11 protein-coding genes and 1 tRNA gene are annotated in these 13,030 nt (G+C 70.3%); 5 read left to right on the top strand and 7 right to left on the bottom strand.

Going from position 1 to position 13,030, the window contains the following annotated elements:
• Positions 1 to 112 precede the first annotated feature (112 nt).
• Both BUQ68_RS14020 and BUQ68_RS14015 read right to left on the bottom strand, forming a co-directional pair.
• Positions 113 to 197 (bottom strand) — tRNA-Leu (locus BUQ68_RS14020).
• 101 nt (positions 198 to 298) lie between these two features.
• The gene (locus BUQ68_RS14015; protein WP_075216617.1) at positions 299 to 565 is read right to left on the bottom strand and encodes a FliM/FliN family flagellar motor switch protein; all 267 of its coding nucleotides are present in this window, start codon (positions 563 to 565) and stop codon (positions 299 to 301) included.
• Positions 566 to 671: 106 nt separating this feature from the next.
• On the opposite strand from BUQ68_RS14015, the gene lipB reads away from it, so the two are divergent.
• Together lipB and BUQ68_RS23780 are read left to right on the top strand one after the other, a co-directional pair.
• On the top strand, positions 672 to 1,433 hold the full coding sequence (lipB, locus tag BUQ68_RS14010) for a lipoyl(octanoyl) transferase LipB (RefSeq protein WP_075216616.1): 762 nt from the start codon (positions 672 to 674) through the stop codon (positions 1,431 to 1,433).
• Positions 1,434 to 1,573: 140 nt separating this feature from the next.
• Positions 1,574 to 1,741: a hypothetical protein gene (locus BUQ68_RS23780; protein WP_175577817.1), complete on the top strand. Its 168-nt coding sequence runs from the start codon at positions 1,574 to 1,576 to the stop codon at positions 1,739 to 1,741.
• A gap of 387 nt (positions 1,742 to 2,128) precedes the next feature.
• On the opposite strand, the gene BUQ68_RS14005 is transcribed toward BUQ68_RS23780, so the two are convergent.
• The gene (locus tag BUQ68_RS14005) at positions 2,129 to 4,138 is read right to left on the bottom strand and encodes an acetyl-CoA carboxylase biotin carboxylase subunit (protein ID WP_075216615.1); all 2,010 of its coding nucleotides are present in this window, start codon (positions 4,136 to 4,138) and stop codon (positions 2,129 to 2,131) included.
• A gap of 186 nt (positions 4,139 to 4,324) precedes the next feature.
• Here BUQ68_RS14005 and BUQ68_RS14000 point away from each other — a divergent pair, with 186 nt between their 5' ends.
• Positions 4,325 to 5,608 (top strand): lytic murein transglycosylase, encoded by a 1,284-nt coding sequence (locus BUQ68_RS14000; protein ID WP_245293256.1) that lies wholly within the window; start codon positions 4,325 to 4,327, stop codon positions 5,606 to 5,608.
• 125 nt (positions 5,609 to 5,733) lie between these two features.
• Positions 5,734 to 6,774, top strand: a complete 1,041-nt coding sequence (locus tag BUQ68_RS13995; RefSeq protein WP_075216614.1) for an AI-2E family transporter — start codon at positions 5,734 to 5,736, stop codon at positions 6,772 to 6,774.
• 16 nt (positions 6,775 to 6,790) lie between these two features.
• On the opposite strand, the gene BUQ68_RS13990 is transcribed toward BUQ68_RS13995, so the two are convergent.
• Entirely contained in the window at positions 6,791 to 7,798 is a 1,008-nt protein-coding gene (locus tag BUQ68_RS13990) for a hypothetical protein (protein WP_075216613.1), read from the bottom strand.
• Between the two features lie 389 nt (positions 7,799 to 8,187).
• The gene (locus BUQ68_RS13985) at positions 8,188 to 8,778 is read right to left on the bottom strand and encodes an AprI/Inh family metalloprotease inhibitor (protein ID WP_075216612.1); all 591 of its coding nucleotides are present in this window, start codon (positions 8,776 to 8,778) and stop codon (positions 8,188 to 8,190) included.
• Between the two features lie 632 nt (positions 8,779 to 9,410).
• Here BUQ68_RS13985 and BUQ68_RS13980 point away from each other — a divergent pair.
• Positions 9,411 to 9,857 (top strand): c-type cytochrome, encoded by a 447-nt coding sequence (locus BUQ68_RS13980; RefSeq protein WP_075216611.1) that lies wholly within the window; start codon positions 9,411 to 9,413, stop codon positions 9,855 to 9,857.
• Between the two features lie 75 nt (positions 9,858 to 9,932).
• On the opposite strand, the gene BUQ68_RS13975 is transcribed toward BUQ68_RS13980, so the two are convergent.
• Both BUQ68_RS13975 and BUQ68_RS13970 read right to left on the bottom strand, forming a co-directional pair.
• Positions 9,933 to 11,246, bottom strand: a complete 1,314-nt coding sequence (locus BUQ68_RS13975) for a replication-associated recombination protein A (RefSeq protein ID WP_075216610.1) — start codon at positions 11,244 to 11,246, stop codon at positions 9,933 to 9,935.
• A 208-nt stretch (positions 11,247 to 11,454) separates the two neighbouring features.
• Entirely contained in the window at positions 11,455 to 12,864 is a 1,410-nt protein-coding gene (locus BUQ68_RS13970; protein WP_075216609.1) for a DegQ family serine endoprotease, read from the bottom strand.
• Positions 12,865 to 13,030 lie beyond the last annotated feature (166 nt).

Below are 13,030 nucleotides of genomic sequence, written 5' to 3'. Positions count from 1 at the left end.
CGGCGGGACGGCTGTGGCCACCGGGCGGCAGGCCTCGGCGCCGGATTTCCGGAGCGATGCCTGGAAACGACGACGGCCGCCCAAGAGGGCGGCCGATCGCTTCGTCAAACACTGGTGCGGTCGAGAAGACTCGAACTTCCACGGGTTGCCCCACAGCGACCTCAACGCTGCGCGTCTACCAATTCCGCCACGACCGCTCTCGTGGACTTTGCCGCCGGGCGTCCCGTCGGCGCCGGCTTAGTAGCAAACCCGCATGGGGGTTACAAGGGGGTATCGGCGGCGCCCGTCCTGTTCGGGTTCAGAGCTTCTTCACATTGATCTGCGGGCGCGAGCCCGGCCGGCGGAACAGCACCTCGGTGATGGAGATGCCGACGTGCTCGCCCTTCAGCACCACCTGCCCGCGGGCGACCGGAATATCGTTGGCAAGGATCTGGACGTCGTCGTCCGCGTGGGTGTCGAGCTCGATCACCGCGCCGCGGCCCATGCGCAGCAGCTGGTGGATGGGCATGGTCTGCCCGCCGAGCACGACCGATATATCGACGAAGATCTTCTCGAAGGTCGACATGCGGATTATGGATCCTGGCAAGGGGCGCCGTTGGTGTGGCCGGCTCGGCGAGTCGGCGGACGGATGGGGACGCCTGTCACGATGTTTCGGACCTCATGGTTACCGGATGGTTAATGCGCGCGACGCCCTCGACACCCGCTTTGCCGCACGCCCCGGCTCGCCGCCGGTGGAATGGGTGGTGGCCGACGTGCCGGTGCCCTACCCGGCCGCCGTCGCCGAGATGGAGGCGCGGGCCGCGCTGATCGCCGACGGGCGGGCGGCGGAGCGGATTTGGCTGGTGGAGCACCCGCCGCTCTACACGGCGGGCACCAGCGCCGACGCGGCCGACCTGATCGAGCCGGACCGGTTTCCGGTCTACGCCACCGGGCGCGGCGGGCAGTACACCTACCACGGCCCCGGCCAGCGGGTGGCCTATGTGATGCTCGACCTGAAGCGCCGGCGCGAGGACGTGCGGGCCTTCGTGGCGGCGCTGGAGGCGTGGATCATCGGCACGCTCGACGCCTTCACCGTGCGCGGGGAACGGCGCGAGGACCGGGTGGGTGTCTGGGTTCGCCGGCCGGACCGGGGGGACGGGGCGGAGGACAAGATCGCCGCCATCGGCATCCGGGTGCGCCGCTGGGTGACCTTCCACGGCATCAGCCTCAACGTGGAGCCGGATCTCTCCCACTTCTCCGGCATCGTGCCGTGCGGGGTGACAGACCACGGGGTGACGAGCCTCGTCGACCTCGGCCTGCCGGTGACCATGGCGGACGCCGACGTGGCGCTGAGGGTGGCGTTCGAGCGGGTGTTCGGCGAGACGGTGACGGTGGACGAGCGGGCCGCGGCCGAGGCGGCGGTGGCGCAGGCGGCGGGCGGCGCGGTGGGTTAGGCGCCGGTCGGTCGAATTGTTCGGAAATCCACCATCCTTTGCTGGGGCGAAGAATGGATGATGGACAGGGATCTTCGCCGCGCGCGTGTGGCGGGACCCGGCCCGGGCGCCTTGCCCCGGGTCCACCGTGGGGGTGGGCCATGGAAATTCTGGAAAACCCGTTCGTGCTCGCCGGCCTGCTCGTCGTCGTCATCATGCTGACGCGGCTGATGACGGTGATCCAGGTGCAGTTCGTGTGGCTCGATCTGGACTGGCTGTTCGACGACAGCGATGGGGACGGGGACGGCGGCGGGGATGGCGGGGACTGAGGCGATGGGGGACGGGCTGGGTCGGCGGTGGATGCCATCGTCCGGGTCGGCCGTTGCCGGAAGGAAAGCGTGGGTGGTCCGCCTGCGCGGACCATGACGGAGGTTGGTGGGGGGTGTGGGGGTTGGCGGGAGTTGTCGGGGCTGGCGTAGTCGTCCTCCCGGTGGACGCCGGGTTCCAGCCGTCGTTTCCGCGTCGCGCCCGTCGAGTCGGCCCTGGCGTCGGTTGGATCCCGGCGTTCGCCGGGATGACGGGAATGGGGGATGGAGGGGGCGGGGCGGCGGAGGCGAGTCGGGGTGGGTAGCCGTCATCCCGGCGGACGCCGGGACTACGGGATCGGGGGATGGTGGGCGTGCGGACAGCGGCCACTGCCCTCAACGCCCTTCCCCTCAGGCGAATTCCAGGATGACCGCGTCGACCGCGAGGCTGTCGCCGGGTTTGGCCTTGATGGCGGAGACGGTGCCGTCGCGTTCGGCGCGGAGGACGTTTTCCATCTTCATGGCTTCCACCACCGCCAGCGTCTCGCCGGCCTTCACCTCCTGGCCCTCGGCGACCGAGATGGAGACGACGAGGCCGGGCATCGGGCAGAGCAGGTACTTGGAGAGGTCCGGCGGCTGCTTCACCGGCATCAGGGCGTCGAGGGCCGCCACCTCGGGCGTCATGACGCGGCTGAAGGTGGTGACGCCGCGCCAGGCCAAGAGCGTGCCGCCGGGGGCCGGGCGGGCCTGGACGGCGACGGTGTCGCCGCCGACGGAGCCGATCCAGACCGGCTCGCCCGGACGCCACTCGGAGGTGACCGTGAGGGTGCGGCCGGCGATGGTGACGTCGATCTCAAGCGGCACGGCGGCGTAGCCCTCCGGCACGGTGACCGGGATGTGCTCGCGGTCGAGCCGGACCACGTAGTCGGTCCGCCACTTGCCGGAGGCCGGGCGCAGGCGGCCGGTGTGGTGCTCCAGGCGCTCGCGGCGGATGAGATCCATGCTGAGGGCCGCGATGGCGAGGACCGCGCGGGTCTCCTCGTCGGTGGCGCGGCCGGTGAAGCCGTCCGGATACTCCTCCTTGATGAAGCCGGTGGAGAGGTTGCCGGCGCGCCAGCGCTCGTGCTGCATCAGGGCGGTGAGGAAGGGGATGTTGGGCTGGATGCCGTCGATGACGAAGCTGTCGAGAGCCTCCGCCTGGGCGTCGATGGCGGCGAGGCGGGTCGGGCCGTGGGTGACCAGCTTGGCGATCATCGGGTCGTAGAACATGGAGATCTCCGAGCCCTCCACGACGCCGGTGTCGTTGCGCACGGTGATGCCGTCCTTCACGCCTTCCGCCGGCGGGCGGTACTTCACGAGGCGGCCGGTGGAGGGCAGGAAGCTGCGGTAGGGATCCTCCGCGTAGACGCGGCTTTCAACGGCCCAGCCGTCGATCTTCACGTCGGCTTGCGTGATGGACAGCTTCTCGCCGGCGGCGACGCGGATCATCTGCTCGACGAGGTCGATGCCGGTGATGAGCTCGGTGACCGGATGCTCCACCTGAAGACGCGTGTTCATCTCCAGGAAGAAGAAGGACTTGTCCTGCCCGGCGACGAATTCCACGGTGCCGGCGCTGTCGTAGCCGACCGCCTTGGCGAGGGCGACGGACTGCTCGCCCATCGCGCGGCGGGTGGCCTCGTCGAGGAGCGGCGACGGCGCCTCCTCGATGACCTTCTGATTGCGGCGCTGGATCGAGCACTCGCGTTCGTTGAGATAGATGACGTTGCCGTGCTTGTCGCCGAGGAGCTGGATCTCGATGTGACGCGGGTTGACTATGAACTTCTCGATGAAGACACGGTCGTCACCGAACGAGGACGCGGCTTCCGACTTGGCGCGGGCGAAGCCGTCGGCCACCTCGGACGCGTCCCAGGCGATGCGCATGCCCTTGCCGCCGCCGCCGGCGGAGGCCTTGATCATCACCGGGAAGCCGATGTCGCGGGCGACGACCACCGCCTCCTCCGGGCTCTCGATGACGCCGAGGTTGCCCGGCACGGTGGAGACGCCGGCCCGGTCGGCGAAGATCTTCGACTGGATCTTGTCGCCCATGGCGTCGATCGCGTCCGGGTTCGGACCGATGAAGACGATGCCCTCGGCGGCAAGCGCGCGCGGGAAGGCCGCGCGCTCGGAGAGGAAGCCGTAGCCAGGATGCACGGCCTCGGCACCGGTCTGCTTGCAGGCAGCGATGATCTTGTCGATCACCAGATAGGACTGGGCGGCCTGGGGCGGACCGATGTGGACCGCCTCGTCGGCCATCTCCACGTGGAGCGCATCGCGGTCCGCGTCGGAGAAGACCGCGACGGTCTTGATGCCCATGCGGCGAGCGGTCTTGATGACCCGGCAGGCGATCTCACCCCGGTTGGCGATCAGGATCTTGGAGAACATTCGCTTTGCGCCGCCCTTGCACTGGTTCGTGTTTGTCCCGGACTTCTAAAGGACTTCCGCACCGCCGAAAACTAAGCCGATGGGCTGATACCATGCTCCCGGTGACGCAGGAGGCAGTCGGTCGCAGGCACGTGGCGGTCGCCGGGGCGGGTTCCACGGGCGCCGGATCATGACACAATGGCGGGCATGACCAGCATGCTTCCTTCGCCCCCTTCGCCGGCCCGTCTCGGGCCACTCCGTGTCCTCGCCGCCTTCGCGCTGGGTCTTCTCGTGACGGCCGGAGACGGCCGCGCCGCCGTGGACCGGCCCGCCGTGGAGGCGGCGTTCCAGCGCTGGCTTGCCGACACGGCCGCGCCGGCGGCCCGGCGGGCGGGCGTTTCGGACGCCACCATCCGGGCGGCGACCGCCGGGCTGACGCCGGACTGGTCGCTGCCGGACCTGGTGCCGCCCGGCGCGCCGCCGCCACGCGGGCCGTCCTTCCAGGCGGAATTCGCCTCGCCGGGCCGCTACCTGGACGCCAAGCGGCTCGCCGGCCTGACGAGCGCCGGCCGGGCGCGGCTGAAGACGCACGGGGCGGTGCTGGATGCCGCCGAGCGGCGATACGGGGTGCCGGCCGAGATCATCGTGGCGATCTGGGGCCGGGAATCGGATTTCGGGCGCGTGCCGCTGAAGCATTCCGCCATCCGGGTCACGTCCACGCAGGCCTTCATGGGCGCGCGGAAGGCCATGTTCCTCGACGAATTCGTGGCGGCCCTGACGATCGCCGACGAAGATCACCTGCCACTCGGGGAAATCCGCAGTTCGTGGGCGGGCGCGCTCGGCCAGCCGCAGTTCATGCCGACCAAGATGCTGTCCCACGCGGTCGACTTCGACGGAGACGGCGCGCGGGACATCTGGCGGTCGACCGCCGACGTGCTGGGGTCCATCGGCCACTACCTCCAGGATTTCGGCTGGCGACCGGGGGTGCGCTGGGGGGTGGAGGTGAACCTGCCGGACAGTGTGCCGTGCACCCTGGAAGGCCCCGACAAGGGCCGGCCGCTCGGCGACTTCGCGGCGGCGGGCGTGACGCTGGCGGACGGCCGGCCGCTTCAGGCCGACGCGCTCGGCGCCGGGAACCCGGACGCGCATCTCCTGATGCCGGCGGGCCGCAAGGGGCCGGCCTTCCTGGTCTCGGAGAACTTTTACGTGCTGAAGCGCTACAACGAGAGCGACCTCTACGCGATCTTCATCGGCCATCTGGGCGACCGGCTCCGTGCCGATGCGGCGATCCGGGGCCGCTGGGCGACCGTGTCGGGCTTCACGCGGGGCGACGTGCGCGACCTGCAGGAGCGGCTGATCGCGGCCGGCTACGACGTGGGCGGGGCCGACGGGCTGGTCGGCTGGCGGACGCGGACGGCCATCGGCGCGGTGGAGACCGCGCGCGGCCTGCCGCCCACGTGCTATCCGGGCAAGGCGCTGATGGGCGGCTGAGGGCGGCCGTCAACACACGCGCCGTCGATCGAAGGTGCCGCGTCGCAACAATCCGCGCGGCCAGCCGTTACCCCTCCGAACGGCCGGGCCGCACCCGGCCGGCTGCGACGACCGGGGGATGGCGAATGTCGCGACGAACGATCAGTCTGGCGGTGATGGCCGGGATCCTGGTGCTGGTCCTTTGGGCCGCTCCGACCGCGCTGCTTCTCGTGTTCGCCGGCATCCTGGTGGCGGTGTTCCTCACCGGCGGCGGCGACCGGCTGGCCGCCTGGCTGCACCTGCCGAAGACGGGCGGCCTTGCGCTCTTCGTCGTGCTTCTGATCGCCGTGTTCTCGGTCTTCTGGATCGTGGCCGCGCCATTCCTCGCCGAGCAGGCCGACCAGCTGTGGACCCAGGTGCCGGAGGCACTCCGGACCCTTCGCGAGCGGCTTCAGGCCTACAGCTGGAGCCGGGAGCTACTGCAGGACGTGGAGGCCTCGGAGGTCGCCTCACAGGCGACGTCGAGCGGCATGTCGGCCGTCAGCATGGTGACGGGCATCGTGGTGAGCCTCGGCAACGCCGTGATCGTGCTCTTCCTCGGCCTTTATCTGGCGATCAACCCCGGCTCCTACGTGACGGGGTTCGCCTTCCTGTTCGATCCGGCGCTCCGGCCGCGCGTGCGCATGATGATGCGGGAGGCCGGCGTCGCGCTGCGCGGCTGGATCGGCGCGCAGCTCGTCTCCATGACGGCGGTGGGCGTGCTGACCTGGCTCGGGCTCTGGTTCCTCGGGGTGCCGCTCGCCCCGGTGCTTGGGCTGCTGGCCGGCCTCTTCGCCTTCATCCCCAACCTCGGGCCGTTGCTCGGCGCCCTCCCCGCCGTGCTCCTCGCCTTCACGGACGGATGGTACCTGGCGGTGCAGGTGGTGATCCTGGTGCTCGCCGTGCAAACGGTGGAGAGCTACATGATCACCCCGACCCTGCAGAAGGAGACGGTGGACCTGCCGCCGGCGCTCACGATCGCGGTTCAGCTCTTCTTCGGGCTCCTGTTCGGCACCCTCGGGCTGGCGCTCGCCACCCCGTTCGCGGCGGCGATGCTCCGGGTGACGCGGATCTTCTACGTGAAGGGCTATCTCGACACGCGGCCGGCGGCCGAGCGCATGGGCGAGGCGACAGCCGGCCCGGCTTGAACCGAGGCCGGCCGGCTCAGGCGGCAGTGTCGAGGAGCGTGCGGAGCGACGGATGGATGTCCGGGCTCTCCTCGCGGAGGAAGAGCAGGAGCGCGCGCTCGTTGGCGTGCAGCGGACCGTCCCGGCCGATGCGGTCGGCGAGCCATTTCACTTCGTCGGCGGTGACCACCTCGGCGGCCTTGATCTCGGCCTCCATGGCGCGCACACGGCGGGTGGCCTCGCTCTCCTCCGGCTCGCGGAAGGACGACCAGATGCCCTTGAGGCCGTGGGTGAGAAGGCCCGACATGGCGTCGCCGAAGATACCGACGATGCCGCCGGTCGGCTGGTCGAGCCAGGCTTCGCGGCGGAGCGCCTCCTCGCGGGTCGGCACCGTATAGCCGCGCGCCGCCATCAGGAAGTTGGCGACGGCCTTGACGAAGAGGTCAGACCAGGCCGGATCGCTCTCGCCCTCGACGAGGCCGTCGTTGAGGTCGAACAGGACTTCCGCCTCCTCGCGGCTGATGCCGACCGCGCCGGAGCTGCCGAAGGCGAAGAGGACGCGGCGAAGGAGTTCCACCTCGTCGCGGGTGATGACGCCGGGCTCGCCCCGGTGCTCGGGCGCGAGCGGGCCTTCGCCGTCGAGGACGGCCAGGGCGACCTGGCGAAGCACGAAGGCGGAAAGCTTGGGCGGGCAGGAGGACGCCGCTTCCAGGACGCGGATGAGCACCTCCAGTTCGGCGCGGGTGCGCACCAGCCGGCGGTCGCTGACGCTGTCGATCAGCCAGTCGGCGGTCGCCTCGGTCACGTAGCCTTTCGGCTGCTCCTGCCAGACGGCGAAATCGACCACCGCCTCGACGAAGAAGCCGATCCACTCCGGACAGGTCTCCGACACGCGCTCGTCGAGCGCGAAGGCCCACTCGGCCTCCTCGCGGGAGACGACCGCGTTGCCGTAGACTGTCTCGCGCAGCCGGCGCACGTCCGCCGGTTCGATCCGGCCCTTGCGGACCAGCGACAGCACGGCCGGCGGCCAGGTTTTCTCACTCATCCCACACGCCCCCTGACAGGCGGAAAGCCCATTCGGAGACGTACGCTAGCGAAGAAGGGTGGCGGGGGGCTTAAGCGAAAGGGTTAAGGGATTGGTGGTGGGGGTGGGGACAGGTGGGGCGCTTGTCCGCCTCGGTCGCGAACCGTCATCCCGGCGCACGCCGGGATGACGGTGTGGGGACGGCGGCGGGGTGGGGGAGGCGCGCTTCCCTTCCACGTCATGGTCTGCTTTCGGCAGACCATCCACGCATTCGTCAGACGGCGGCGAAATGCGTGGGTGGTCCGCCTGCGCGGACCATGACGGTCGGCGGAGGATGCGGGTGGTACGGGCGGGCGGCGGAGGGTGCGGTGGGCGGGGGAGTTGCCTTTCCCCGCCCTGCCCTCGAACCCTCACCGCCAGAGCGTGACCGACGTGCCGTCGGGGAGGCGGCCGGTGAAGACGTCGGGGCCGGTGGGGCGGAGGGCGAGGATGGGTTGGCGGTTGAGGTCGAAGGCGACGAGGCCGTCGTCGACCGGGGCCCAGAGGGCGATGCTGGCAAGCGGCAGGGCCTCGCAGCCGCGGGTGCGGGCAGTGTAGTCGCCGACCGCGTTCGGGGAGCCGAGCGAGATGGCGCAACCGCGATCGCCGGAGCGGGCGAGCGTCCAGGGGCCAAAAAGGACTTGCGGGTCGGCCGTGCGGGAGAAGGCGGCCGGGCGGACCGGCGCGGAGAAGCGGGCGGTGCCGACGGACGCGGAGAGGCCGCCGGCCGGACCGCCGATCGAGCCGGTTGCGGTGTCGGTCTGCACGGCGACGGGGCCGATGGGGGTGGGCGCGAGGGGTGCCGCGGCGACCGGACCGGGGCCGACGGGACCGGGCGCGCCCGTGAAGAGGGAGGCGCGCGGGTCGAGGAGGCCGCTGTCGCTGGACATCTGGCAGCCGGATAGGACGAGCGCCGCAACAACGGCGACGGTGCACGCAAGGCCCGACGGCAGCGAGGACATCCGGCCGATGCACGACCGGCTGAGAGACAACCGGCTGAGAGACAACCGGCCACTTAACGATCGGCCGAGATATTTCGGGCCGAGAGACGAACGGCCGAGGGGCGGCAGTCCGAGAGTCCTGCCGGTGCGAGGCCGGCCGGCGCCGGTCGATACGAAACGAAGGGGCATCGGCGAATCTCTGTTGCCGCTCGGGAACGCCGTCGATGCTGCTGGGTTCCCGACCGCCTCGCAAGAACGGCGGAGGGTCCTCCACCCCAAAAATGGGGGTCGTGGGAGGAGGGGCACCACGACCCTCAGTCAGTCCCGGGAGCGGGAGCTGCCTGCCGGCCTATCGGAAGAAGCAGGTCGAGAGGGACGGTGGCTGCGTTCCGACAGGTGGCCATCGAAAGTGAGTGTACATGAGTGGCGCCCCGCCGCCAGCCGGCAAATCGCCAAAATGAACAGACGGACATGGTGGAGAGCGGCGCCCGCGCATCGCACCTGCCGAAACCACGGAGCCGCTATCGATAGAAGACTTGACGTTCTGTTGATCGTGAGGTGATCGCGGCTGCCTTGCGCCCGTCGCATGCCGTTGCGAGCATCGCCTCGTCGGCCGCCCATCGGCCGAACTGGCAGGCAGAAGAGGCTCTTAAATGAAGAAGTTTGTGATCGCGGGGGCGTTCGCCGTCTCTCTTCTCGGGATGGTCGGGTCGATGGCCGTTGCGGCGGACGATCCGATCAAGGTGCGCGAGGAGCTCATGGAAGGCATCGGCGATGCCATGAAGGTGCTCGGACCCACCGCGCAGGGCAAGATGGAGTATGACGCCGCCAAGGTGACGGCGGCGCTGCAGACCATCGCCACCAACTCCGCTGACTTCCCCAACCACTTTCCGGAAGGGTCGGACGCCGGCAAGACCGAGGCGCTGCCGGCGATCTGGGAGAACAAGGCCGATTTCGACGCCCGCTCGCAGAAGCTCGCCAAGGACGCCGAAGCGGCCATCGCGGTGTCCAGCAACGGGCTCGACGCCTTCAAGCCGGCGTTCGGCGAAGTCGCGTCCAACTGCAAGGGCTGCCACGAGAAGTACCGCAAGCCGAGCTGACCTGAGCCTCACCCACCAGACATTGGCGATCGAGGGCCGTCGGAGCGATCCGACGGCCTTCGTGCGTTCGGGAGATCAGCTCTCGCCGCCGCCCTGGCGTTCGCGGCGAAGGCGGGCCCAGTAGTCGAGCCGCTTGCGGAGGTCGCGCTCGAAGCCGCGTTCCACCGGGTTGTAGAAGCGCGCGCGCCCCATCTTCTCGGGGAAGTAGTCCTGGCCGGAGAAGGCGTCCGGCTCGTCGTGGTCGTAGCGGTAGCCGGTGCCGTAGCCCTCCGCCTTCATGAGCTTGGTGGGGGCGTTGAGGATGTGCTTGGGCGGCAGGAGGGAGCCGTTCTCCTTGGCGGCGCGGGTGGCGGCCTTGAAGGCGGTGTAGAGCGCGTTGGATTTGGGCGCCGTAGCCACGTAGACGACCGCCTGGGCGATGGCAAGCTCGCCCTCCGGCGAGCCGAGCATCTCGTAGGCATCCTTGGCGGCGATGCACTGGGCGAGCGCCTGGGGGTCGGCGAGGCCGATGTCCTCCACGGCCATGCGGATCAGCCGGCGGACGAGGTAGAGCGGGTCCTCGCCGGCGTCCACCATGCGGCAGAACCAGTAGAGCGCGGCGTCCGGGTCGGAGCCGCGCACCGACTTGTGGAGCGCCGAGATGAGGTTGTAGTGGCCGTCCTGCGCCTTGTCGTAGACGGGCGCCCGACGCTGGACCACCTCCTGCAGGGTCTTGGCGTCGAACGTCTCCCCCTCCCCGGCCGCGCGCCAGACGTCCTCGGCGAGGGTGAGCGCCGCCCGGCCGTCGCCGTCGGCCATGCGCACGAGCACGGCCCTCGCCTCCTCGTCGAGCGGCAGCGGGCGCTCCATCACGGCCTCGGCGCGATCGAGGAGCTGGCCGATGGAGGTCTCGTCGTGGGCCTTGAAGACGAGCACGTGGGCGCGGGAGAGGAGCGCGGCGTTCAGCTCGAAGGACGGGTTTTCCGTGGTTGCGCCGACGAGCGTGATGGTGCCGTCCTCCATCACGGGGAGGAAGCCGTCCTGCTGGGCGCGGTTGAAGCGGTGGATCTCGTCGACGAAGAGGAGCGTGCCGCGGCCGAGCTGGCGGCGGGCGCGGGCGGCCTCGAACATCTTCTTCAGGTCGGCGACGCCGGAGAAGATGGCGGAGATCTGCTCGAAGGCGAGGTCGGTCTCGCGGGCGAGGAGCCGCGCCACGGTGGTCTTGCCGGTGCCGGGCGGTCCCCAGAGGACGAGCGAGCCGAGGCTGCCGGAGCGCAGCATGCGGGTGATCGTGCCGGACGGACCGACCAGGTGGTCCTGGCCGACCACGTCGGCGAGGCGCTCGGGGCGCAGGCGGTCGGCGAGCGGGCGGGGACCGCCGCGGGCCGGATCGGCGAAGAGGTCGGTCACCGTCGGGGTGCCTCGGCAAGGGGAACGGGCGGCCGGTTCTCCCCTGCGAGGCGCCGGCCGGCCCGAGGGGCGACGGCGAGACTAGAGCGCTTTCCGACCTGATGGAACCATCAGGTCGACTAGAAATCGCTCCAGATTCAATCAGCTGGAGCATTCTCTCATCGATTAAGTCGTGCAATTTGATCGGAGAATGCTCTAGCCGCTTCGCTCACCGGAAGGCGAGACGAATGATGCGCCCGTTGCGGTCGAGCGTCAGGCGCCAGAGGAGCGGCCGGTCGGCCGTGAGGGCGGCGAGGTCCTCGGTGGAGGCGATCTCCTGGCCGTTGACCACAACGATGATGTCGCCGGGCGCAAGCCCCACCCGGGCCGCCGGCGACCGGCGGGCGACGTCGGTGATCACCACGCCGATCTGGCCGCGGAACGGGATGCCGAGCTCGCGCGCGACGGCCGGCGACAGGTTGGCGACGGTGGCCCCCTGGAAGGGCGAGGGCTCGGTGACCACCAGCTCGTCGCGGGGGGCGCTCTCCGGCGGCGGGGCGAGCGGCACGCGCACGGTGCGCTCGCGGCCGTCGCGGTAGACCGTGAGCTCGGCCTCGTTGCCGATGCCCTTGGTGGCGAGGCGGTAGTTGAAGACGCGCGGGTCGGACACCTCCACGCCGTCGACGGCGGTGACGAGGTCGCCGACTTCCAGGCCCGCCGTGGCGGCGGGGCTGTCGTCGAACACGGACGTGACGAGGACGCCGGAGGGGCGCTCCAGGCCGAGCGTCTCGGCGATGTCGGCAGTGACGGGCTGCAGGTCGGCGCCGATCCAGGGCAGCTCCACCGTGGAGCCGCCCTTGCGGGCCTGGTCGATCACCACGCCGACCATGTTGGACGGGATGGCGAAGCCGATGCCGTTGGAGCCGCCGCCCCGGGTGAAGATGGCGGTGTTGATGCCGACGAGCCGGCCGTCCATGTCCACGAGCGCGCCGCCGGAATTGCCCGGGTTGATGGCCGCGTCGGTCTGGATGAAGAACTGGTAGTCGGAGATGCCCACCTGGCTGCGGGCGAGCGCCGAGACGATGCCCTGGGTGACGGTCTGGCCGACGCCGAACGGGTTGCCGATGGCCAGCACCAGGTCGCCGACCTGCAGGTCGTCGCTGTTGCCGAGTGGCAGGGAGGGGAAGTCGCCGCGCCCGTCGCGGATCTTTAGGATGGCGATGTCGAGCTGCTCGTCCTTCAGGATGACGTCGCACTCGTACTCGCGCCGGTCGCTGAGGGCGACCTTCACCTCGGTCCCCTCCCCGATCACGTGGTTGTTCGTCACGATCAGGCCGGACGGGTCCACGATGACGCCGGAGCCGAGGGAGTTCTGCTGCCGCTCCCGGCGTGGCTGCGGCAGGTCGCGGCCGAAGAACTGGCGGAAGAAGGGATCGTCCATCAGCATGGAGCGGTTGTCGGCGACCCGGCGGCGGGAGGCGTAGACGTTGACGACGGCCGGCGCCGCCTCGCGGGCGACGGGGGCGAAGGAGAGCTTCATCTCCGTGTCCGAACGGGGCGGCACCCGGTCCTGGGCCAGCGCCGGGCCGGCGAGCCCGGTCACCAGGATGACCAAAGCGGCAGCGAATTGTCTGACCATGAATGAGTCCCCGTCGGCGCTCGTCGATGCGCTGTCCTTTAGAGGATCAGGCGCGGCGACGCTACGGCGGGGTTTCGGCGGCAGTTTGACAGCCCCACCGCCGCCGACGCGCGCCCAAGCGGGCCGGGACGCGATATGCTGGGGCGGACGCGATTCGCCGGTTCGC

It is taken from the genome of Mongoliimonas terrestris, from assembly GCF_001927285.1.
Lineage (GTDB): Bacteria > Pseudomonadota > Alphaproteobacteria > Rhizobiales > Pleomorphomonadaceae > Chthonobacter > Chthonobacter terrestris.
This window is presented reverse-complemented; position numbering and strand designations above follow the sequence as displayed.

Bases quoted from the DNA above. Each gene is read 5' to 3' on its own strand.
- BUQ68_RS14015 (WP_075216617.1), bottom strand. From the start codon at position 565: ATGTCGACCTTCGAGAAGATCTTCGTCGATATATCGGTCGTGCTCGGC.
- lipB (WP_075216616.1), top strand. From the start codon at position 672: ATGGTTAATGCGCGCGACGCCCTCGACACCCGCTTTGCCGCACGCCCC.
- BUQ68_RS23780 (WP_175577817.1), top strand. From the start codon at position 1,574: ATGGAAATTCTGGAAAACCCGTTCGTGCTCGCCGGCCTGCTCGTCGTC.
- BUQ68_RS14005 (WP_075216615.1), bottom strand. From the start codon at position 4,138: ATGTTCTCCAAGATCCTGATCGCCAACCGGGGTGAGATCGCCTGCCGG.
- BUQ68_RS14000 (WP_245293256.1), top strand. From the start codon at position 4,325: ATGACCAGCATGCTTCCTTCGCCCCCTTCGCCGGCCCGTCTCGGGCCA.
- BUQ68_RS13995 (WP_075216614.1), top strand. From the start codon at position 5,734: ATGTCGCGACGAACGATCAGTCTGGCGGTGATGGCCGGGATCCTGGTG.
- BUQ68_RS13990 (WP_075216613.1), bottom strand. From the start codon at position 7,798: ATGAGTGAGAAAACCTGGCCGCCGGCCGTGCTGTCGCTGGTCCGCAAG.
- BUQ68_RS13985 (WP_075216612.1), bottom strand. From the start codon at position 8,778: ATGTCCTCGCTGCCGTCGGGCCTTGCGTGCACCGTCGCCGTTGTTGCG.
- BUQ68_RS13980 (WP_075216611.1), top strand. From the start codon at position 9,411: ATGAAGAAGTTTGTGATCGCGGGGGCGTTCGCCGTCTCTCTTCTCGGG.
- BUQ68_RS13970 (WP_075216609.1), bottom strand. From the start codon at position 12,864: ATGGTCAGACAATTCGCTGCCGCTTTGGTCATCCTGGTGACCGGGCTC.